Here is a 20344-nt window from a genome sequence, read left to right as displayed (position 1 = left end):
CGGAACACCCGGCAAACCGCGCAGATGTTCTGACAAGGACGGCGGGTTAACCGTCCTGACGTCCTTCGTTCACCTTTACGTACACCCCTCGTCAAGACGAATGCCAGACGGCGACCTAGCGTCACGCGAGTGGTTAAGCTCTCCGTCATCGTGCCGTTCTACAACGTGCAGACCTATGCCCCCGATACGCTGAGAAGTCTGCGCGCCAACGCGCGCGACGACTTCGAATTCATTCTCGTCGACGACTGTGCCACCGACGGGACGCCGGAGATCCTGGAGCGCGCCGAGCGCGACCTTCCGGGGGCCGTCCATGTGCGGCATGAGCAGAACGGCGGGCTCGCCACCGCCCGTAACACCGGCCTCGACGCCTCCCGCGGCGAGTACATCACCTTCCTCGACGGCGACGACTGGCTCGCGCCCGGCTACTACGAGCAACTGCTCGGCGCCATCGAGGAGTTGGACTGTGACTTCCTGCGCACCGACCACGTCCAGGTAACCGGCCGGGCGCGGACGATCCAGCGCGTGCCGCACGGTCTGCGCAACGTCGTCATGAACCCGCGCGACGTCATCCTGCCCGCCGACCGCTCCACCTCCGTCGACTACGCCTACGCCTGGGCCGGCATCTACCACCGCCGCCTCGCCGACCAGGGCCTGCTGCACTTCACCCATGGTCTGCGTACCGCCGAGGACCGCCCCTGGATCTGGAAACTGCACCGCGAGGCCCGCTCATTCGCGGTGGTCGGCCTGCTCGGTGTCTTCTACCGGCGCGGTGTCGCGTCGTCGCTGACCCAGATCGGCGACGTACGACAGCTCGACTTCATTCGCGCATTCGATCAGGTAATCGAAGAAACGGCCCGGGACCAGGACGCGGACACCCTTCTCCCGAAGGCCGTGCGCACCTATTGCGCGATCATTTCCCACCATCTCGGCAACATCGAAAGGTTCGAGCCGGCCGTGGCCAAAAAACTGCGTTCCATGTCCGCGGCCGCGATGAAGCGCATGCCACAGGACGTACTCAAAGAAGCGCTGGACTCGATGGACTATGAGCGCGCCGCCCGGCTCCGCCGGCTCAAGCGCCGTCCGGGGACGGAGGTGGCGGCCTGATGTCCGCCCTCCTCCCCGCCCGCCGCCCCCGCGCCGTGCGCAAGCGCACCCAGATCTTCCTCGCCTCCACGCTCTACGGCGCCGCGACCATCGCCGCCGCCATCGACTCGGAGCGCATCGGCCCGGCCGACCGCCGCCTGCTGCTCATCAGCAACAACGCCGCGACGCCCGAGACCACGCCCGCCATCGACGACATGCCGGGCTTCGAACGGCTGCGCGGCCGATTCGACCGCGTCCTGTCCTGGAACGAGACGATCAGCCCCTTCCACCCGGGCGGCTGGTCCCCGCGCTCCGACGACGCCCCGCTGTGGGAGCGCCATCTGCGGCTGCTGTGGAACCTCGACGACGACGACATCGAGATCGTCCTGGAGTCCATCCAGGTCAACCCGGCCATGGCGATCGCCAATGTCTTCCAGGGCGCGCCCATCGACGTCTACGCCGACGGGCTGATGAGCTACGGCCCCACCCGTAACAAGCTCGACCCGCTGATCGGCACCCGCATCCGCCGACTGCTCCACCTGGACCTCGTACCCGGACTGCGGCCGCTGCTGCTCACCGAGTTCGGCGTCACGGCGGAGGTCATCCCGACCGAGGTCTTCACCAAGGTGCTCGCCGAGATCGCCGACGCCGCCCCGCGCGGCGTCATCTCCGCGAGCGAGCGGATCGCCACCGGCGTGGGCCCGGCCCTGATGCTCGGTCAGTACCTCTCCGCGCTCGACATCCTCACTCCGCAGGAGGAAGAAGAGCTGCATGTACGGATGTTGCGCGGCGCCGTGGCCCTCGGCCACCACAGCGTCGTCTTCAAACCGCACCCCACCGCGCCGGCCCGCTGGTCGCGGATGCTGGAGAAGAAGGCCGCGGAGCTGGGCGCCGAGCTGACCGTCATGGACACGCCCGTCCTCGCCGAGGTGCTGTACCAGCGGATGGCCCCGGCCCTGGTCATCGGCTGCTTCTCCACCGCGCTGCTCACCGCGAGCGTCTTCTACGGGCTGCCGGTCGCCCGGATCGGCACCGAGGTGCTGCTGGAGCGGCTGACCCCCTACCAGAACAGCAACCGAGTGCCCGTCACCATCGTCGACGCGCTGCTGCCGGACCTCGAGGACCACAAGGCCGTCGCCGCGTGGACACCGCCCACGGACGCGCGCACCGGCCAGCGGCTGACCGGGCTGGTCGCCGCGGTCGGCTTCGCCATGCAGGCCAAGATCTACCCGAATCTGCGTCCGGCCGCCGAGCGCTATCTGGGCACCCATCTGGACGCCCACACCTGGCGCTACTTCAAGCGCCGCCGCCTGACGGCGCTCGCCCTGCCCGGCGCGGTCCCGTCCCAGCTCGCCTTCATCCCGCGCAACGAGACCGTGCGCCGGGTCGCACGCCGGGCGCGTGCGCTCAAGCGGTCGGCGCTGAAGCGAGCGGCCACGGGGTGAGCCGGGGGAACCGGGGGGACTGAGCGGGCCGTACGGGACAGACAGTCGACGAGTGCGAAGAAACGGAAACGGCACCATGACCACGGGCAGAGAGCTCGGCCGAATACGCCACGAGGGTGACGGGGTGGCGCTGAACGGGGCGACGCGGAACGAGGTGGCATCGTGACCGCGACCGCAGGCGCACCCGCCCCCTCGTCCACAGGCTCGGGCGGGGGCCCGGCCGCCGACGCGGGCAAGGAGTCGGCCGACACAGGCCCGATATCCGCGATATCACCCGCCGACTCCCCCGTATCCCCCGCATCCCCCACCGCCGCGCGCCCCCTGCCCCCCGCGCTCCCGCAGCCCCCCGCGCCCTCCCCTGAAGGCTCGCGCCCGTCGCGCGGCGCGCCCGTACGGCTGCGCGCACTGGACGGGCTGCGGCTGCTCGCCGCCCTGATGGTCGCCGCGTACCACTACGGCGGCCGGGGCGGGGAGATCAGCCAGGCGTGGGGCACCTCCCCCCGCGAGCAGTTCCCCACCGCCTCGGCCTACTTCGCGTACGGCTGTCTCGGCGTCCAGATCTTCTTCGTCATCAGCGGCTTCGTGATCTGCATGAGCGGCTGGGGCCGCCCCCTGCGCTCCTTCTTCGCCTCCCGCGTCTCCCGGCTGTACCCCGCCTACTGGGCCGCGATCCTCATCGTCACCGCCGTCTTCGCGCTCCCCTGGGTCGCGTTCAAGTCGGTCTCGCCCAGCGACACGCTGGTCAACCTCACGATGCTCCAGCAGCCCATCGGCGTGGACCGGGTACTGGGCGTGTGCTGGACGCTCTGGGCGGAGCTGCGCTTCTACGCCCTCTTCGCGCTCTTCGTCGTCCTCCCCGGCGCGAACCGCCAGCGCGTCATCCTCTTCTGCGCTGTATGGACCCTGGGCGCCGCCCTCGCGGACGCCGCGAACCAGCCCTTCCTCGAGCTGGTCCTGATGCCGGAGTACGCCCCGTACTTCATCGGCGGCATGGGCCTCTACCTGATCCACCGCTACGGCCATGACGCCCTGGCCTGGGGGATCGTCGGCCTCAGCTTCCTCATCGGCCAGCACTACGCGGTGGCTGAGCTGTGGCACGCGCCGAATCCTTCCTTCTTCTCCTACCGCTCCACGCTCGGCATCGTCGCGATCGTGGCCTTCGGCTATCTGGCGGTCGCCCTGATCGCCCTGGGCAAGTTCCACTGGGCCAACTGGCGCTGGCTCACCCTCGCGGGCGCGCTCACCTACCCCTTCTACCTGGTCCATGAACACCTGGGCTGGGTGGTGGTCGAAGTGCTCCACCAGAAGCTGAGCATCCCCTCGTACGGCACCTTCGCCCTGACGATCCTGCTGATGCTGTTCCTCGCCTGGCTGCTCTACCGCTTCGTGGAGCAGCGCCTGACTCCTGTCATCAAGCGGTCGCTCACGGCCGTTCGGGTGCGCTGACGGCCCGGCCCGCCCTAGGGTCTTGTCCCGTTCGTTCGGCGCATCACCCGATGGGGCCCAACCGGGCCAAGGAGGCAAAATAGATGAGGAACACGTTCCGTGCCCTGCTCGTGCCGGCAGTCCTCGCGGCCGCCACCGCACTGCCGGCCACCACGGCCCATGCGGCCACCGCGGCCGACGGGTACGACCGGTGTCCTGACGGCTATTACTGCATGTTCTCGGGCCTCGACGGCACCGGCGACATGATCCAGCTGAAGGGCAGCACGCCGGACCTCGCGGCGCTCGGCATGAACGACCGTGCCAAGTCGGACTGGAACCGGACCTCTTCCACCATCTACCTGTGGTCCGACGCGAACTACACGGGCTGCACGGTCGTCACCTCCACCGGCCCCACCGGCAAGGGCAACCTCTACCCCGACTACCGGGACTTCCTCAGCTCCGTCCAGTTCGACGGCCCAGGCGGCCCGAGCTGCGGCACCCCACCCGGCGAAGACGGCTGACCGTCACCCTGACCACGGGCCGGCGGCCTGGGCACATGGCCCAGGCCGTCGGCCCGGAGACGCGGGACCGGTCCCAGTAGCGGTGCACTACGGTCACGCGCAATCGAGTCCGAGCCGAACCTTTGGTCAAACGGGACGTCGCTGACCGGAGATAACGCTCCGATTCGGGATGTCGTCAGCCCGGAGAGGAGACGATTCCCGTGCATGTGTCGGACATGCTTGAGGCCGAGGGCGTGGCGCTGGTCAACCACGGCCTGGCGTTGTGGCGGCAGGGTTCGCGCGAGGAGGCCGTGACCACCATGCGGCAGGGCATCGCCGTATGCCGCCGACTGGCCGTGGCGGAACCCGCCAAGATCAACCATCTGGCGCTCGCCCTGAGCAACCTGGGCGCCATGCTTGACGAATGGGGCCGAACAGCCGAGGCCATTCCCGTACTCGAACATTCGATCAAGATCATGCGGATCTACAGCGACAAGAGCCATGAGTTCACCGCCGACCTTGCGGGAGCGCTGAAGAACCTCGGCAGCGCGCTGAACCAGTGCGGGTCTCAGCCGGAGGCGATCTCGACCCTGACCGAGTCGGTCGAGACGTATCAAAGCCTGGTCGAGCAGGGCAGACTCCAGTACGAGCTCCCCCTGGCCCTGGCTCTGAACAGCCTGGGAAACGCCCGCGGCCTGGTCGCGGCGGCAATGGACGACTTCGATGCGGGCATCGCTCTCCTGCGCCATCAGGACTTCGAAGACTCCGTCGAGGCGGCCATGCTGCTCGCCTCGACGCTGGCCAGCCAGTGCGGCGTGCTGATGCACCTGACCGCCTACGAGCGGGCCCTGGTCAACTCCGAGGAGGCGGTGGCGATCTTCCGCCGACTCGGCGAGGCGAACCCCGCAGGGGTCGAGCCATACTTGGCCACCGCGCTCGTGACCAGGGCGGAGGCCCTGACGGCAGTCGACCGGCTGGACGAGGCACACACCGCCGCCACCGAGGCGATCGGAATCGTCCGCAGGTGTTCCGCGGCCAAACCGGACGGCTGGCGAAACCGCCTGATCCGCGCACTGCGTCTGCTCGTCGATCTGCTCCCCGCGCTGAACCGGCACGCGGAGGCGGCCGTCGCAGCCAAGGAGCTCGCGCGGCTGGTCGAGGAAGACCGCCACGATGTCAAAGCGCTCCACCGGCCCTCCCCCGAGAAGCCGAAGGTCTCCTTCTTCTCCCGCTTCAGGCGCAGGCGTGGTGAGGCCTCCGGGCCGCGGAGGTGAGTGCATGTCCGCCTCGCGGTCGCCCGGCCCGGCCGGACCCGGCCGGACGTGATCGTCTACCCCAGTACGCGAATTAGGAAGCCCTACATACGACCGCTGGCCTGCGAAAACATCAAGGCCCTAGTGAGGCGTGTCTGGTGTGTCGATGAGGGTGACGCCCGCCTCGACGGTGGCCTCCAGGGTGTCACGGGCCGCCGCGGCATCCGTCTGTCCGTAGGCGTGGCCGATGCCCATGGCGCCGAAGCCCTGGACACCGACGAGGGGGCCGCCCGGCGCTCATCGACGGGGCACGGCCGACGGTGTGTTTACGTCAGCGGTCACCGAACGGTCAGCACGATCTTCCCCGTAGCTCGACCGGACTCGCTCAACTCGTGCGCCCTGGCCACAGCTTGGAGCGGCAGGACTTCCTCGACAGCCACCCGCAGCACGCCCCGCTCCACCAGCGCCCCGATCTCCCGCAGATCGGCCCCCGAGGGGACGAACCCGAACTCTACGTATCGTCGGCCCAGTTCCCGCGCCCTGGCCCGGATCGGGTCCCGGTCCGGACCGGTGCCCCTGATGTCGATCAGCACCCCGTCGGGGGCCAGCGCGTCCAGAGACCGCAGGCCGTACTCGCCGCTGATCGAGTCCAGCACCACGTCGACGCCCGCCGCGGCGGACACGAAGTCGGTGGCGGTGTAGTCGATCAGCTCATCGGCGCCGAGCTCCTGGAGGAAGCCGTGCTTGGCCCGCCGGGCTGTGCCGATGACGTGCGCGCCGCGACCTTTGGCGATCTGGACCGCCAGATGCCCGATGCCGCCCGCCGCCGCATGCACCAGAACCCGTTGCCCGGCCCCCACATCCGCGACCCGCACCAGTGACTGCCGGGCCGTCAGCGCCGCGGTCGGCAGCGCCGCCGCGTGCACCAGGTCCAGGCCCGCGGGGACGGGCGCCAGCGCCTCCTGCGACACCGTGACGTACTCGGCGTAGGCGCGCGGCGGCAGTACGGCGGCGAACACCGCGTCGCCCGGGCGGAACCCGGTGACCCGCTCGCCCACCGTCTCCACCACCCCGGACAGATCCAGCCCCAGCGTGAACGGCGGCTTACCCATCCTGGGCAGCTGTCCGGAACGCCCCTTCCAGTCAGCCGGGTTGACACCCACGGCATGGACACGCACCAGCACCTCGTCGGGCCCCGGCTCGGGCCGCTCCGTCTCGATGATCTCCAGAACGTCCGGACCGCCGAACACCCGCTGACTGACCGCCCGCATACGGCTGCTCATCTCATCGCCTTCCCTTGATAACCGAGCACGGTGGCCGATCCGGCCACGGGCTCCATCCTGGAAGAGAGCAGTACCCCTTGGGAAGAAGGCACCCATGTGATACCCAGGTACCTTATGGATACCTACTCGGACACAGGCGCGCCCGTGCCCGTCACCTACCGCAGTGACTGCCCCTCACGCACCGTCATCGAGGTCATCGCCAACAAGTGGGCGCTGTACGTCCTGGCGGCCCTGCGGCGCTACGAGCGGCCACTGCGGTTCAACGAGCTACGGCGCGTCCTGGATGGCATCACCCAGAAGATGCTGACCCAGACCCTGCGCGCCCTGGAACGCGACGGTCTGGTCAGCCGCACCGTCTACCCGACCGTCCCACCGCGCGTGGAATACGGCCTGACCCCCCTTGGCGTCCAGGTCGGCCAACTCACCGCCGCCATCGCCGACTGGTCACTGGAACACGCGCGCGAAATCCTCGCCGCCCGCACCTCGTTCGACGAACGGGCGGCCACCGAACCGGCCCCTGTCCGCTAGCTCCGCCTTCAAGGAGCAGACGCTGATGGACACGGCTTGCGTGCACCATTGGCCGACAAGGGACACGTGATCGAGTTTGCAGGGGGATGCCGATGCCTGCACGACGGGGGCGGGATGGAGTTCCGGATTCCGAACAGTCACTCTAATGGGTGGAATTGGCCACTCTGACCTGCCTGAATCACGGAGAGTGAGGGAGAATGGAGGTGTGAGCTCGCCTGGAGGAGGCGGGCATTGAGCGCATCACGGGGGGGGTGATCGCCATGAGGGGCAACACCACAACCATTACTGAGACCGGCAGCCGTGCTCCGGCTCCCGCTCCGGCCCTGGGTCAGGGCCTGGGTCCGGCCCTGGGTCCGGCTCTGGGCCCGGCCCTGGGTCAGGGCCTGGGTCCGGCTCTGCTTCCGGGGACACCGGACGAGTGGGCTGCCTACCTGGCCGACATGGCTCCGGGACCGCAGACGGCAGTCGTGTTACCGCTCATGGACCCGGAGAAGCTGTCCCACGCGGGCCGTATTGACGCGCTGAAGGCCCTGGAGCGGCATGCGGCGTGGATCCAGGCGCAACAGGCCCACATCCTGGCTGCCCTGGACGCCGATGTGCAGGGTGCGTTGCCGGAGGGCAAGTGGAACGAGAGCATCGAGGGCGAGTGGAACTTCGCGTGTGAGGAAGTGGCTTGTGCGCTGAAGCTGTCGGGGACGACAGCCGCCAAACGGCTTCAGGTCGCCCGGGAGCTCGACAGCCACTACCCGACCACCCTGGGCATGCTGGAGCGCGGTGAGATCTGCTACATGCAGGCCGTTGCTGTCACCGAGGCCTGCGGCGTCCTCGACCCGCTGCTCGCCGCGCAGGTCGAAGCCACGATCGCCGAGAAGATGCCGGGCCTGGCCACCGGGCAGACCCGGCGCGCGCTGGCCCGGCACATCATCCGGGCCGATCCGCACGGCGCTGAGGAGCGGCATCGCAAGCGGAAGCGCGAGCGGCAGATGGTTCACCACGCGCAGGACGACGGCATGGCGATGTGGGGTGCGATCCTGCCCGCCGAGCAGGCCGCCCGGATGAACCAGGCAGTGGACGCTCACGCGGCCACACTGCCGGATGAGGGCCGCACACTCGAGCAGAAGCGGGTGGACGCCCTCTTCGACCTGGTCGTCAACCGCACCAGCACAGGCACCACCGGCGCCGAGCATGCCTCTGGTGGGCGGTCAGCGGCCGTCGTGCAGATCACCGTCCCGCTGGATGTGCTGATCGGGGAGAGCGAGGAGCCCGCCCAGCTCAAGGGGTACGGACCGATCACCGCGGGGCAGGCGCGGAAGATCGCGTTCGCCGAGGGGACGATCTGGCGGCGGCTGATCATCGAGCCCAAGACCGGGGTACTGGTCAAGACGGACCCGACGACCTACAAGCCGACGGCCGAAACGGAGCGGCATGTGATCGCCCGGGACGGCCGATGCACCTTCCCCACCTGCCAGATGCCCGCCCACCGCTGCGACCTCGACCACATCCAACCCTTCAACCATGATGATCCGGCAGCAGGAGGGCAGACCGTTCCGGGAAACCTGGGTTCGTTGTGCCGACGCCACCATGTGATGAAGACCCACCATCCGGGGTGGCGAGTCACCCGGGATGCCGACACCGGGATCGCTACGTGGACCGCGCCCACTGGCCACGTCTACACCAACTCACCGCACAACTACCTCGAATAACCCGAGCGGCCGCACGACCCATAGGGCCGCTATCGCGGCGCGGACGAAGGGATCCCTGGAACGGGGGCGCCACCAGACCACAACTCCTCGGCGGGTTCCGCGAAGCGAGAGAACATCCCCACGCCATCATGGCGCCGCAGGTGCATCAACGGCGAATCATGGCCAACGAGCCGGGCCAAGTGCGGCGTGGCGAGTACGGCGTGGCGAGTGCGGCGTGGCGAGTACGGCGTGGCGAGTACGGCGTGGCGAGTGCGGCGTCGTCTGAGCCTGCTGTGCCACAAGGCGACCAGCGAGATCGGCACCCTGTGGCGCAAGGACGGCGGCCCAGAACCTGATCCGTACTCCTCGCGTCACTGCGAAGACGGCGATCGGGTCACGGGACGCCATGCGGCCGGCCAGGCGACGTCCCGGGCAACGGCCCCCGACACGCCGAGGCTGGTGCGGGCCTGTTCGATGTAGCGGCTGCGCGCATCTCGGAACTCCAGATACGCCTGATCCCAGTTCTGTTCGACCTCTGTGGCGACACCCCGGGCCAGACACTCCAACCGCCACAAACAGTGGTCCAGTGTCTTGGACGCGGTGTTTGCCGCCGTGTCGCCAAGCAGCCCAAGGGTCTCCGACAGTGCGGAACGGCGAGACTCCAGCTCGCGGATCTCCGCGAGCACTTCGGGGGTGGGTTCCAGCGGCATGGGCCCGGATACCAAACCCCGGGCGGCAGCGATCATCTGGTAACGAGCCGCCAGCTCCTTTACGGTGTGGGCGTACTCGGCATAGGCCGTCAAGCGGTGCTCGTCCCAGCGCACCGACTGTTGCCTGCGCCACCTCGTCCGCTCGTTCAAGCTGCTCACCAGGAACGACATGGCAGCTCCCAGGGCGACGCCTGCGAGCGGAAGTATCTGGTCGGTCAGACTCACCATGGACTCCCGGTCAAGTAGCAGAGCAGTGTACGCATTCCTTTCCACCCATCAGAGCGATGAGCCGTGTCGAAGGCCAACAGCGTGCTTACGGCTTGCAGGCGAGGGCGGCGTGAATGCAGGAGTCGGCCTCGTTACCCGGCCGGGCGTCCGGGTCCGGCCGCCAATGGTTGGTGGCGACGATGCCAGGGGCAAGGACCTCCAATCCGGCCCGTTCCAGGAATCTCGCGATGGTGGCCTTGTCGCGCGGTGTGACGGTCACGCCGCCTTCCGCGTACAGGGAGGTCAGGAGTTCCACGGTGCGCCGGTCACCGTCATAGTCGTAGGTGCCCTGCGAGAAGACCACATAGCTGCCGGACGGCAGCGCTCCGACCAGCCGCTCGATGATGCCGGCCGGGTCGTCCTTGTCCTCGACGAACAGGAAGACTGAGGCCAGGAGCAGTCCGACGGGCTCGGCGAAGTCGATGGTCCGCCGTACGACCGAGGAGCACAGAATCGACTCGGGGTCGCGCGCGTCGGCCGTGAGGCAGCCGACCCGGGTGTCCTCCTGCCACCTGGCCGACAGCCCCGTCACGACCGCCTCGTCCCGGTCGACGTAGACGACCCTGCAGGCCGGGTCGACGGCCTGCGCCACCTCATGGACGTTCGGTGCGTGGTCCGGGCCGGAGCCGATATCCAGGAACTGCCGGATGCCGTACTGCTCGACGACGGTACGCACCGCCCGCAGCGCAAAGAGACGCTGATTGCGGGCGATCAGCCCGACGTTGGGCACCTGCTGCTGTATCCGTTCGGCCAGTGTCAGTTCTCGGCCGCCGCCGTCGTTCCCGTCATTCCCGTCATTCCCGTCGTCCAGGAAGTGCGCGTACAGCCGTGCCTCATGAGAAGTCATGCCGATCTCCAGTGGTCTCGTCCTCCTCGGCACCGCCGCGAAAGCCGTAGCCGCACGGTCGGGGGCCAACACCGAGGAAGCACGTCCCACCCTGGAACCGTGGCTCGACATCGGCTTTTTCGGACTTCCGCAAAGGGAGACTTCATGCTTTCACGTCGAGCGGCAGTGGCCGGCATCGCCTCGGTGGCGTGTGCGGCGCCGGCTCTGAGCGTAGCCGCGCCCGCCAGAGCCTCGGTGGCTGCCGGCCCCCGCCAGAGCCTCGGTATCTGCCGGCCCCGCCAACGCCTTGGTATCTGCCGGCCCCCGCCAACGCCTCGGTATCTGCCGACTCCGTCAAGGTCAGGAATGTGCGGAAGGCGATGGAAGACTTGCTGAAGTCGGGCCACGTGGTGGGCGTCATCGGCGAGGTGTACCTGGACGGCAAGCTGATCGGGAAGGGATCGGCCGGGTCCCGTCTGCTCGACGGCAAGGGCGGCGCGATTCCGTCTGCACGGTCGTCGAGAAACGGTCCGGAAGGTCACTGGCGGCCGAGCTCAACAGGAGGTTCTTCGCCCCGCTCGGGATGCGCGATACCTATCTGCCCACAAAGCCGTGGGGGGGCATCAAGGGCCCGCATGGGCACGGCTATGCCATGGACGAGACGGGCACGCTGCACGATGCCGACAAGATCAACGCCACCATCATGCTCGGCGCCGGCGGCGTGGTCTCCACCGCGCGCGACGTCAGCACCTTCAATCGCGCCCTCCGCCAGGGCAGGCTCCTGCCGGAGTCGCTGAGCGAGCTGCTCACCGGCCCGCCGCCTGGTATGCCGCCGCGGACCGACGGAGGGCCGTGCGCCGGCAACCCCGAGTTCGCTCCGGGATCCCTGGGCACCGCCCCCGGCTTTGTCGCCTCGACCGCCAGCTCCTCCGACGGCCGTCTGCAGTTCGCCGTGTCCGTGACGCTGTCGGGGGACGATGCCGAGCGCATGAACACGCCGCCACACATCACCGACGCCCTCAAATCGGTGTTCTGCCCGTCGGCATAAAGCGAGCCCCTAGCCCTCCCGGGCCGCGGAGGTGAGTGACATGTCCGCTTCGCGGTCGCCCGCCACCCGGCCGGCGATCGGCTCAAGCAGCGCCAGTTCTTCCGGGGTCAGCGTGATCCGGGTGGCCGCGGCGTTCTCGAGGAGGCGGCTGCGCTTACGGGTCCCGGGGATGGGGACGACGGTCAGGCCGTGGGTCTGGGCCCGCTGCTGGACCCAGGCCAGGGCGATCTGGGCGGTGGTGGCGCCGTGGTCGGCTGCGATCCGGTGGAGGGGGGCCAGGAGGGCCGCGTTGGTCTTGGCGTTGTCGCCGGTGAGGCGCGGTTGGGACTGCCGGAAGTCGTCGCTGGAGAGGTCTTTGCCCGCGTCGGCGAAGGCGCCGGCCAGAAAGCCCCTGCCGAGCGGCGAGTACGGCACGAAGGCGACGCCCAGCGCGGCGGCCGCGCCCACCGCGCTGCGCTCGGCGTCCCGGCTGAAGAGCGACCACTCGGACTGCAGGGCGGTGATCGGGTGCACGGCATGCGCCTCGCGCAGTTCGGCGCCGGTGACCTCGCTCAGGCCGAGGTGCTTGACCTTGCCTTCCCGGATCAGGTCGGCCATGGCGCCGACGGACTCGGCGAACGGGACGGCGGGGTCGCGGCGGTGCATGTAGTAGAGGTCGATGACCTCGACGTTCAGGCGGCGCAGGCTCGCCTCGACGGCCTTTTTGACGTAGCCGGGATCGTTGCGGATGGCCCGGTAGCCCGGGTCGTCGGCGCGGCGCTCGACGCCGAACTTGGTGGCCAGGGTGATTTCGTCGCGGTGCGCGGCGACGAACGGCGCGAGGAATTCCTCGTTGGCACCGATGCCGTACAGATCGGCGGTGTCGATGAGGGTGACGCCCGCCTCGACGGTGGCCTCCAGGGTGTCGCGGGCGGCCGCGTCGTCCGTCTGTCCGTAGGCGTGGCTGATACCCATGGCGCCGAAGCCCTGGACACCGACGAGAGGGCCGCCGGTGCCCAGCTCGACCTTGCTGATCGGCTCGATGGCGCTGCTTTCGATGGCGTTGCTCATGCCGGTCACGCTAGGAGCTTCAAGTGCGCTCCAAGCAAGCCAACTTGCGGCAAGCAGGTGCACATGAAGTGTCAGCGCCAGACCGGGGCGTCGGTGCCCCAGAGGGTCGGCGGATGGGCCCAGTCGCGGGGGGCGTCGGCGTAGCCGAGGGGTGGGCGGGCGTAGCGCAGCCGGCCGTACGGGGCGGGGCGTTCGGTCAGCCAGGGGGCAGGGTCGTACGGGGCGGCGGAGGTGGCAAGCGTGTCGCGGGTGATGCCGTGCATCAGCCACGAGGCCGTGGCGGCCAGGGAGAAGCGCAGATGGCGTCCGCCGCCGCTCTCGTGGCGTTCGGCCAGGGACCGCAGGACCCCGGCGGCGAGCAGATAGCCCGTGCCGTGGTCCAGAGCCTGCGCGGGCAGTACTCCGGGGTGGCCGTCGGGGGCTGCTTCGAGGGCGGCGATACCGCATGCGGCCTGGACGAGGCTGTCGAAACCGCGCCGACCGGCCCACGGGCCGGACCAGCCCCACGCGGACACCTGGGCGACGACGAGCCCGGGGCGGCGTTCCAGCAGGGCGCCGGGGGCGAGGCCGAAGCGGTCGAGGGCGCCCGGGCGGTAGCCGGTGACCACGACGTCGGCGCGGTCGAGCAGTTCCTCGAAGGTCTGCCGGTCCCGGGGGTCGGCGAGGTCCAGCCGGGTGGAGCGCTTGCCGAAGCCGGTGTCGGCGTGGGCGTCCGGGTCCTCCGGAAGGTGCGGGGAGTCGATACGCAGTACGTCCGCGCCGAGCAGCGCCAGGGTGCGGGTGGCCACGGGGCCTGCTATGACCCGGGTCAGGTCGAGGACCCGTACGCCGCTCGCGGGCAGGGGCGCGGGCGGCAGGGGGCGGGCAGCGGCTTCACCGATGTGGCGGGACTCGATCAACGCGGGACCGGGCAGCGGGACGGCGGTCGCTGCGGCGGCCCCGGTGGCGGTCGCTGCGGCAGCCCCGGTGGTGGGCTCTGCGGCAGCCCGGGCGGCGGTCGCTGCGGCAGCCCCGGTGGCGGTCGCTGCGGCGGCCCCGGCGGTGGGCTGCGGCGGCGGCGCTACCGCTACGGCCAGGCCGCCCGCTTGGTACACCGTCTCCTGGATCCACTGGGCCGGGCGGGCCGCCAGTTCCTCCGCGAGGCGCTTGACGAGCACGTCCTCATCGCCGTCGTCGGCTATCCCGAGGGCGGGCAGCAGGCGGGCGCGGTGGTGGGGGTAGTTGGCGTGGGTGCGCACCCAGCCGTCGGCCGCGCGCCAGAAGCCTGACAGCGGCGCGAAGTTCGTCGGCTTCCGGCCGTCGATCCGCAGATGCCGCTCGCTGATGAACGCGGTGGCGACCGCGGCCTCCGCCACCCGTACGGCCGGGACCGCTCCCCCGGACCGCCGCGCCGCGAGTTCGGCGGCGGCGAGGGAGCACGCTCCGACGGTGGCGCGGGCCAGCTCGCGTACGGGCAGGCGGGCGGGCAGAACACCGCCGGCGGGGACGTACGACACCTTCTCCAGCAGGTCCGGGGCGCCGCCGAGGGCGGTCCACGCGTGCGCGGTCGCGGCGTCCGTATCGGCGTTGGCCTCGGCGCCGGTCTCGCCGTCGGCCTCGATTCGGTGTGTCATGCAGTCATTGTGCAGGGCACCGGGCCGGGCGCCTCAAGACCGCGCTTCCGGGCCCATGGTCGCCTCGATGCCCGCGACGATGGCGCGCAGCCCCTCCTCGAAGCGCGCCTCGTAATCCGTGAACAGGTCCGCGCCCGCCTCCGCCGCCAGCGCGTACTCCTCGCCGATGAGCTTCGCGCGCTCCTGGACGTCGTAGCCCTCCGCCCGCTCGCCGGGCATCGGCTCCACCGCCTGTTCCTCGATCACGAACCCGAGGGTGAACGCGTACGCGACGAAGGAGGCGCGGGCGGCGGTGCCGGGGGTGAAGCCCGCCGCGACGAGTGCGCGCAGGTGCTCGTTCTGGCCGGGGGCGTGTGAGGTGTCCGTGAAATGGCTGCCGCTGAAGACCTTGGCGCCGTCGCGGTAGCGCAGAAGCGCGCGGCGCAGCGCCCGCTGGGCGTCCGCGACGCGCTCCTGCCAGGTGGCGGCGGGGGCCGCCGCCGCACCGGCCGCCATCTCGCGGTACATGGCGGTGGCCATCTCGTCGAGGAGGGCCTGCTTGTTCTTGAAGTGCCAGTAGAGGGCGGGCGCCTGGACGTTCAGCTCCTTGGCGATCCGGCGCAGCGTGAGCCCTTCGAGACCCACCTCGTTCAGCAGCCGCAGCGCGGTGTCCACCACCTGCGCGCGGTCCAGTCGCGTCGCCATGCGCCGATTCTCCCAGGCCGTCCCCCGGCCGATGACACTTGACAATTTAACGCCGTTAAGGGCACTCTCGGAGTATGGAACTTAACAACGTTAAGGAAGCGGTACTGATCGTCGGGGCCGGGCCCTCCGGTCTGACCCTCGCGATCGACCTGGCCCGGCGCGGTGTGCGCGCCCGCGTGGTCGAGCGAGGGGCCGGCCTGTTCCCCGGGTCGCGTGGCAAGGGGCTGAACCCGCGGACGCAGGAGGTCTTCGACGACCTGGGAGTGATCGACGCGGTGCGGCGGGCGGGCGGGCCGTATCCACTGGTGCTGGGCTGGGAAGACGGCACGCGGCTCGGCACGCACGACATGATCGAACGGGGCCGGCCGACGCCGGGCGCGCCGTACGCGGACATGTGGATGGTGCCGCAGTGGCGCACCGCGCGGCTGCTGTACGCGCGGCTCCAAGAGTTGGGCGGATCCGTCGAGTTCGGCACCGAGCTCACCGGCCTGACGCAGAACGCCGACGGCGTCGAGGCGCGGCTGTCCCGCGCCGACGGCTCGGCCGCCACCGTACGGGCCGCCTATCTGGTGGCCGCCGACGGTGGCCGCAGTACCGTGCGCAGGGCGCTCGGCATCCCCATGACCGGCGAGACCGTGGATCCCAGCCCGATGCTGGTCGCGGACGTCCGACTGGACGATGACCGGCTCGACCGCGACCACTGGCACGCATGGCCGAAGGCGAAGGGCGGCACGGTCGCGCTGTGCCCGCTCGCCGGGACCGACCACTTCCAGCTCTTCGCCCAGTACGAGGACGTCGACGCCACGCCGGACACCTCGGCCGAGGCGGTGCGGCAGCTGATCGCCGAGCGCACCCACCTCGCGGCGTCCGATGTGCGCGAGGTGTCGTGGGCCTCGGACTTCCGGGCGCGGGCGGCGATGGCGGAGCGGTTCGCCGAGGGCCGGGTCTTCCTGGTGGGGGACGCGGCGCATATCCACTCCCCCGCGGGCGGCCAGGGCCTCAACACCAGCGTGCAGGACGCGTACAACCTCGGCTGGAAGCTGGGGCAGGTGCTGCGACACGGGGCGGACCCGGCCCTGCTGGACACCTACGAGGAGGAGCGACTGCCGGTCGCCGCCGGGGTGCTCGGCATCAGCACCCGTATCCACCGCGCCCATCGGGCGGGTGACGAGGAGGGGGAGCGCCGCGGGCCCGAAGTGCGGCAGCTCGGCCTGAACTACCGCGGCGGCCGACTGGCGGTGGACCGACGGCCCGCGCCGGAAGGCGTTGCGGCGGAAGGCGTTGCGGCGGAAGGCGTTGCGGCGGAGGACGTTGCGGCGGAAGGTGTCGTACGCGAAGACGCCGCGCCGGAAAGCTCTGCGGACGGGTACGGAAGTCCGCGCGCGGGCGACCGGGCCCCGGACGCGCCGTGCGCCCGGCCCGACGGAGAGCCGTTCCGCCTGTTCGACGCCTTCCGTGGCCCGCATTTCACGCTGCTGGCCCTCGGCGACACCGAACTCCAGCCCATCCGCGCAGACTTCGTCCGTACGTACCGGATCGGCGGCCCGGCGGGGCGCCCAGGTCATCTTCTCGACCCCGACGGGCATATCCGCGCCGGCTACGGGGAACGCGGGCTCTTCCTCGTCCGCCCCGACGGCTACATCGGTTTCGCGGCGGACGAGGAAGCCGGGCTGCGTGACTATCTGGCCGGGCTCGGCGGCTAGGCCGCGCCCGCCTGACGGTACAGATCCAGCGCCTCGTTCCCGAGGGTCGGGTGGTACTCGTTGTTGCCCGCGCTCACGCTGATGTTGCCGACGAGGTAGCCGCCGCCGCTCGAGGTGTCGAAGTCGGCCAGGAAGCCGCCGCCGCTCGAACCCCCGGTCTGTACGCAGTCGATGCCCCACATCGTGGAGCCGGGCCGCCCCGCGTCGGGGTACTCGTCGCCCTCGCAGTGGTTCAGGCGCTCGCCGTTGCCCTCCGCGGCCGAGCCTCCGTAGCCGAAGGAGTGGACGTGGCGGCCGGTGGGCGAGTTGAAGGCGATGCCCTGGGCGCCGACGGTGTCGACCAGCGACCGTCCGTTCACCTGGCCCATGACGGCGAAGGCGAGGTCCCAGTTGGCGTTTCCGCCCGTGGAGACGTACTGGCCGAGGTGGAACAGCGACCTGGCGGTGAAGGTGCCGAAGGGGCGGTTGCCGTTGGCGTAGCCCGGGATGAAGACCCAGTTGCGGTAGACCTCTCCGGTGCCCGCGTCCACGACGCAGTGCCCGGCGGTGAGGACGACGGACTTGTTGTCGGCGTTGGCGACGGTGGCCGAGCAGGCGAACGTGCCTCCGGAGGCGTTCTGGAAGAACACCTTGCCGGCCGTGGTGCCGATCAGGCCGCCCCCGGTCCAGGGGGTGGGCGAGGAGGCGGCCACCGAGGGGGCGGTGCCCGGGGGGGCGGTGCCCGAGGGGGCGGTGCCCGAGGGCGACACGGATTTGGGCGCGGACACCGGGGGGACCGTCACCCGCGGTCCGGCGGCCGACGGTCCGGCGGCCGAGGGCCCGGCGGGCGACGCGCCGGTCTGGCGCGGTGTGGTGACGTCCCGTGCGGTGCGCAGGCGTTCGGCGGTCCAGAACCGCAGCGCGGACCGCTGCTGCTCGGCGGAGAAGGAGGTCTCCTGCGCGGACCGGGGCGGCGGGGGCGGCGCGGGCGCGGCCTGGGCGGTACCGAGGGTCCAGCCCATGGCGGCGACGGTTATCGCGCTTAAGAAGGTGATGGCACGTCTCATGGAAGGGGCTCCACGTCCGTTGAGGGGGGTGCGTGGTGCGTTCGGATTGCCGCGCGAGCTGGCCCGACAACGTTGTCCAACCCGCGTCGCGGAAAGCCTGCCACGATTGGCCTAGACATGTCCATGGCATACAGCGGATCCGCATCCACATCCGCATCCACACACGACGGACGGCGTGGCGGATCCCTCTCCGCCACGCCGTCCACCCCGTACCGCTCTACTCCTCGCCGAACTCCAGCAGCACCTTGCAGGAGCGGCTGCGGTCGGCGGCCAGCGCGAAGGCGTCGACCGACTCCCGTACCGGCCGGACCGCGCTGATCAGCGACTCCAGGGACGGCTCGGCCGCCAGCAGCCGCAGCGCGTCATCGAACTCCGCGTGGAAGCGGAACGCCCCGCGCACTTCGATCTCCCGGCTGACCAGCAGGTTCCCCGCGATCGGGCTCTGCCCGGGCGGCAGCATGCCCAGCTGTACGACGACGCCGCCGCGCCGGATCAGGCGCACACAGGTGTCGAGGCCGGCCGCCACGCCGGACGCCTCGATCGCGACGTCCACCTCGCCGTCCGGCCAGTTCGGGTCGGCCGGGTCATCGGCCCGTACGCATGCGGTGGCCCCGGCCGAGGCCGCGAACTCCAGGGCCCGCGGCAGCAGATCGGTCACCGTGATCCGCGCGGCGCCCGCCGCACGCGCCGCGGCCACGACCAGACAGCCGATCGGCCCGGCGCCCGTGACCAGCACATGACGGCCCTTGAGATCACCGGCGCGCCGTACCGCGTGCAGGCCGACCGCAAGCGGCTCAGCGAGCGCGGCGCGGCGCAGCTCAAGACCCTCGGGCAGGGCCCGCAGCTGCTCCGCCGGGACGGCTATACGGCCCGCGAAGCCGCCCTGGACGTGCGGGGTCCGCGCGGCGCTGCCCAGGTAGCGGGTGTCGCGGCAGACGTTGGCCCGGCCGTCCGCGCACTCGGGGCACACCCCGCAGGGCGTGGCCGGGTGGACGGCGACGGGCGTACCGGGCGCCGGTCCGCTCGCGCCCTCGCCGTATCCGATGACCGTGCCGACGACCTCGTGGCCCAGCACCATCGGCTCGCTCAGCCGGAAGTCGCCGACCCCGCCGTGGCGGTGGTAGTGCAGATCGGATCCGCAGATCCCGCCGTAGCGGATCGCGACGACGGCCTGTCCGGGAGCCGGGGTCGGCTCGGGGAGCTCATCGACCCGCAGATCGCCCTGCCCATGGATCACACAGCCAAGCACCATGTCCTCCACCCACACCTCTCTGTGCTCATCCGTGTTCAGAGCACGCTCGTCATGCCGCCGTCTACGTACAGGATCTGCCCGCTCACGAAGTCCGCCGCGGGGGACGCGAGATACAGCAGCGCGCCGACCAGGTCCTCGGTGCGCCCCCAGCGGCCCGCCGGGGTCCGGCCGCGCACCCAGGCGCTGAACTTCTCGTCCTCGACGAGCGGCCGGGTCAGCTCCGTCTCGATATAGCCGGGGCCCAGCCCGTTGACCTGGATTCCGTACGGGCCCCAGTCGGCGCACATGCCCTTGGTCAGCATCTTCAGCGCGCCCTTGGTGGCCGCGTAGGGAGCGATGCCGGGGCGCACCACCTCGCTCTGCAGTGAGCAGATGTTGACGATCTTTCCGTGTCCGCGCTCGGTCATCCGCCGGGCGACCTCGCGGCCCACCAGGAACGCGCTGGTGAGGTTGGTGTCCAGGATCTGGTGCCAGTCGGCGTCGGTGAACTCCAGCAGCGGGGCGCGGTTCTGCATACCCGCGTTGTTGACCAGGATGTCGAGCGGGCCGACCCGCTCCTCCACCTCGGCGATCCCCGCGGCGACGGAGGGGCCGTCGGTGACGTCGAAGGCGGCGGTGTGGACGGTGGTGGTGTTCCCCGTCGCCTCCACGGAGCCGGCGCTTTCGGTGAGCTCGGCCGCCGCGGCCTTGAGCCGTTCCGGGTCACGGCCGTTGAGCACCACCGTGCAGCCCGCCTCCAGCAGGCCCCGGGCGAGCGCGTGGCCGATGCCCCGGCTGGAGCCGGTGACGAGGGCGGTGCGGCCCGCGATGTCGAAGAGCGGATGTGTCGCCATGGGTATGCGTTCCCCCAGTTCGCTGGATGAGCTGTGTTGCTGGTTGCCCGGATCGCCGGACGACCGGGCTGCTGGATGACCGGGTCGCTAGATGACCAGGTCGCTAGATGACC

The 20344-nt window shown here is 70.5% G+C and carries 18 protein-coding genes and 2 pseudogenes; 9 read left to right on the top strand and 11 right to left on the bottom strand.

Translation table 11 applies throughout. From position 1 onward, the window contains the following. The first annotated feature begins 129 nt into the window (after window positions 1–129). From ACH4U7_RS25790 to ACH4U7_RS25770, 5 genes are all read left to right on the top strand, one after another. Complete coding sequence (locus tag ACH4U7_RS25790; protein ID WP_398530190.1) at window positions 130–1104, top strand: glycosyltransferase family 2 protein; 975 nt, start codon at window positions 130–132, stop codon at window positions 1102–1104. Further along, window positions 1104–2528, top strand: a complete 1425-nt coding sequence (locus ACH4U7_RS25785) for an alpha-2,8-polysialyltransferase family protein (protein WP_398530189.1) — start codon at window positions 1104–1106, stop codon at window positions 2526–2528. Before ACH4U7_RS25790 ends, ACH4U7_RS25785 begins: the two co-directional genes overlap by 1 nt. Before the next feature lie 321 nt (window positions 2529–2849). Then, window positions 2850–3974 carry an acyltransferase family protein gene (locus tag ACH4U7_RS25780; RefSeq protein WP_398530247.1) on the top strand — a complete coding sequence of 375 codons (1125 nt, stop codon included), beginning with the start codon at window positions 2850–2852 and terminating at the stop codon, window positions 3972–3974. Window positions 3975–4057: 83 nt separating this feature from the next. Then, a complete protein-coding gene (locus ACH4U7_RS25775) occupies window positions 4058–4474 on the top strand; it encodes a peptidase inhibitor family I36 protein (RefSeq protein ID WP_398530188.1) in 417 nt (138 codons plus the stop codon). 200 nt (window positions 4475–4674) lie between these two features. Next, window positions 4675–5727 carry a hypothetical protein gene (locus ACH4U7_RS25770; RefSeq protein WP_398530187.1) on the top strand — a complete coding sequence of 351 codons (1053 nt, stop codon included), beginning with the start codon at window positions 4675–4677 and terminating at the stop codon, window positions 5725–5727. 132 nt (window positions 5728–5859) lie between these two features. On the opposite strand, the pseudogene ACH4U7_RS25765 reads toward ACH4U7_RS25770, so the two are convergent. Together ACH4U7_RS25765 and ACH4U7_RS25760 are read right to left on the bottom strand one after the other, a co-directional pair. Continuing rightward, window positions 5860–5997: pseudogene (locus tag ACH4U7_RS25765) on the bottom strand (aldo/keto reductase); the annotation flags it as partial. Between the two features lie 47 nt (window positions 5998–6044). Next, a complete protein-coding gene (locus ACH4U7_RS25760; protein ID WP_398530186.1) occupies window positions 6045–6989 on the bottom strand; it encodes an NADP-dependent oxidoreductase in 945 nt (314 codons plus the stop codon). Between the two features lie 114 nt (window positions 6990–7103). On the opposite strand from ACH4U7_RS25760, the gene ACH4U7_RS25755 reads away from it, so the two are divergent. After that, a complete protein-coding gene (locus ACH4U7_RS25755) occupies window positions 7104–7517 on the top strand; it encodes a winged helix-turn-helix transcriptional regulator (RefSeq protein WP_398530185.1) in 414 nt (137 codons plus the stop codon). A gap of 479 nt (window positions 7518–7996) precedes the next feature. After that, window positions 7997–9220: a DUF222 domain-containing protein gene (locus ACH4U7_RS25750; protein WP_398530184.1), complete on the top strand. Its 1224-nt coding sequence runs from the start codon at window positions 7997–7999 to the stop codon at window positions 9218–9220. Window positions 9221–9249: 29 nt separating this feature from the next. Here the strand turns inward: ACH4U7_RS25750 and ACH4U7_RS25745 are convergent. The 3 genes and pseudogenes from ACH4U7_RS25745 to ACH4U7_RS25735 form a co-directional block, all read right to left on the bottom strand. Next, window positions 9250–9414, bottom strand: a pseudogene (locus tag ACH4U7_RS25745) (XRE family transcriptional regulator); the annotation flags it as partial. A 156-nt stretch (window positions 9415–9570) separates the two neighbouring features. Further along, on the bottom strand, window positions 9571–10137 hold the full coding sequence (locus tag ACH4U7_RS25740; protein ID WP_398530183.1) for a hypothetical protein: 567 nt from the start codon (window positions 10135–10137) through the stop codon (window positions 9571–9573). A gap of 85 nt (window positions 10138–10222) precedes the next feature. Then, a complete protein-coding gene (locus ACH4U7_RS25735; protein ID WP_398530182.1) occupies window positions 10223–11023 on the bottom strand; it encodes an SAM-dependent methyltransferase in 801 nt (266 codons plus the stop codon). A 286-nt stretch (window positions 11024–11309) separates the two neighbouring features. On the opposite strand from ACH4U7_RS25735, the gene ACH4U7_RS25730 reads away from it, so the two are divergent. Further along, complete coding sequence (locus tag ACH4U7_RS25730) at window positions 11310–12050, top strand: serine hydrolase (RefSeq protein ID WP_398530181.1); 741 nt, start codon at window positions 11310–11312, stop codon at window positions 12048–12050. A gap of 9 nt (window positions 12051–12059) precedes the next feature. On the opposite strand, the gene ACH4U7_RS25725 is transcribed toward ACH4U7_RS25730, so the two are convergent. The 3 genes from ACH4U7_RS25725 to ACH4U7_RS25715 all read right to left on the bottom strand — a co-directional run bounded on the left by ACH4U7_RS25725 (window position 12060) and on the right by ACH4U7_RS25715 (window position 15397). Further along, window positions 12060–13100, bottom strand: a complete 1041-nt coding sequence (locus ACH4U7_RS25725) for an aldo/keto reductase (RefSeq protein ID WP_398530180.1) — start codon at window positions 13098–13100, stop codon at window positions 12060–12062. Between the two features lie 71 nt (window positions 13101–13171). Next, entirely contained in the window at window positions 13172–14713 is a 1542-nt protein-coding gene (locus ACH4U7_RS25720) for a CoA transferase (protein WP_398530179.1), read from the bottom strand. Window positions 14714–14746: 33 nt separating this feature from the next. Continuing rightward, window positions 14747–15397 (bottom strand): TetR/AcrR family transcriptional regulator C-terminal domain-containing protein, encoded by a 651-nt coding sequence (locus ACH4U7_RS25715; protein ID WP_398530178.1) that lies wholly within the window; start codon window positions 15395–15397, stop codon window positions 14747–14749. A 74-nt stretch (window positions 15398–15471) separates the two neighbouring features. Here ACH4U7_RS25715 and ACH4U7_RS25710 point away from each other — a divergent pair, with 74 nt between their 5' ends. Beyond that, on the top strand, window positions 15472–17100 hold the full coding sequence (locus ACH4U7_RS25710; RefSeq protein WP_398530177.1) for an FAD-dependent monooxygenase: 1629 nt from the start codon (window positions 15472–15474) through the stop codon (window positions 17098–17100). On the opposite strand, the gene ACH4U7_RS25705 is transcribed toward ACH4U7_RS25710, so the two are convergent. From ACH4U7_RS25705 to ACH4U7_RS25695, 3 genes are all read right to left on the bottom strand, one after another. Beyond that, window positions 17097–18146, bottom strand: a complete 1050-nt coding sequence (locus ACH4U7_RS25705) for a hypothetical protein (RefSeq protein ID WP_398530176.1) — start codon at window positions 18144–18146, stop codon at window positions 17097–17099. The genes ACH4U7_RS25710 and ACH4U7_RS25705 overlap by 4 nt on opposite strands. 217 nt (window positions 18147–18363) lie before the next feature. Then, window positions 18364–19398, bottom strand: coding sequence for an L-idonate 5-dehydrogenase (locus tag ACH4U7_RS25700; protein ID WP_398530246.1), 1035 nt, complete (start codon window positions 19396–19398; stop codon window positions 18364–18366). Window positions 19399–19433: 35 nt separating this feature from the next. Beyond that, complete coding sequence (locus tag ACH4U7_RS25695) at window positions 19434–20231, bottom strand: SDR family oxidoreductase (protein ID WP_398530175.1); 798 nt, start codon at window positions 20229–20231, stop codon at window positions 19434–19436. Between the last annotated feature and the right edge of the window lie 113 nt (window positions 20232–20344).

Source organism: Streptomyces sp. NPDC020845 (genome assembly GCF_044334165.1).
Taxonomy (GTDB): domain Bacteria; phylum Actinomycetota; class Actinomycetes; order Streptomycetales; family Streptomycetaceae; genus Streptomyces.
Note: the sequence above shows the minus strand (reverse complement) of the source record. Positions and strands in the feature narration are given on the sequence as shown.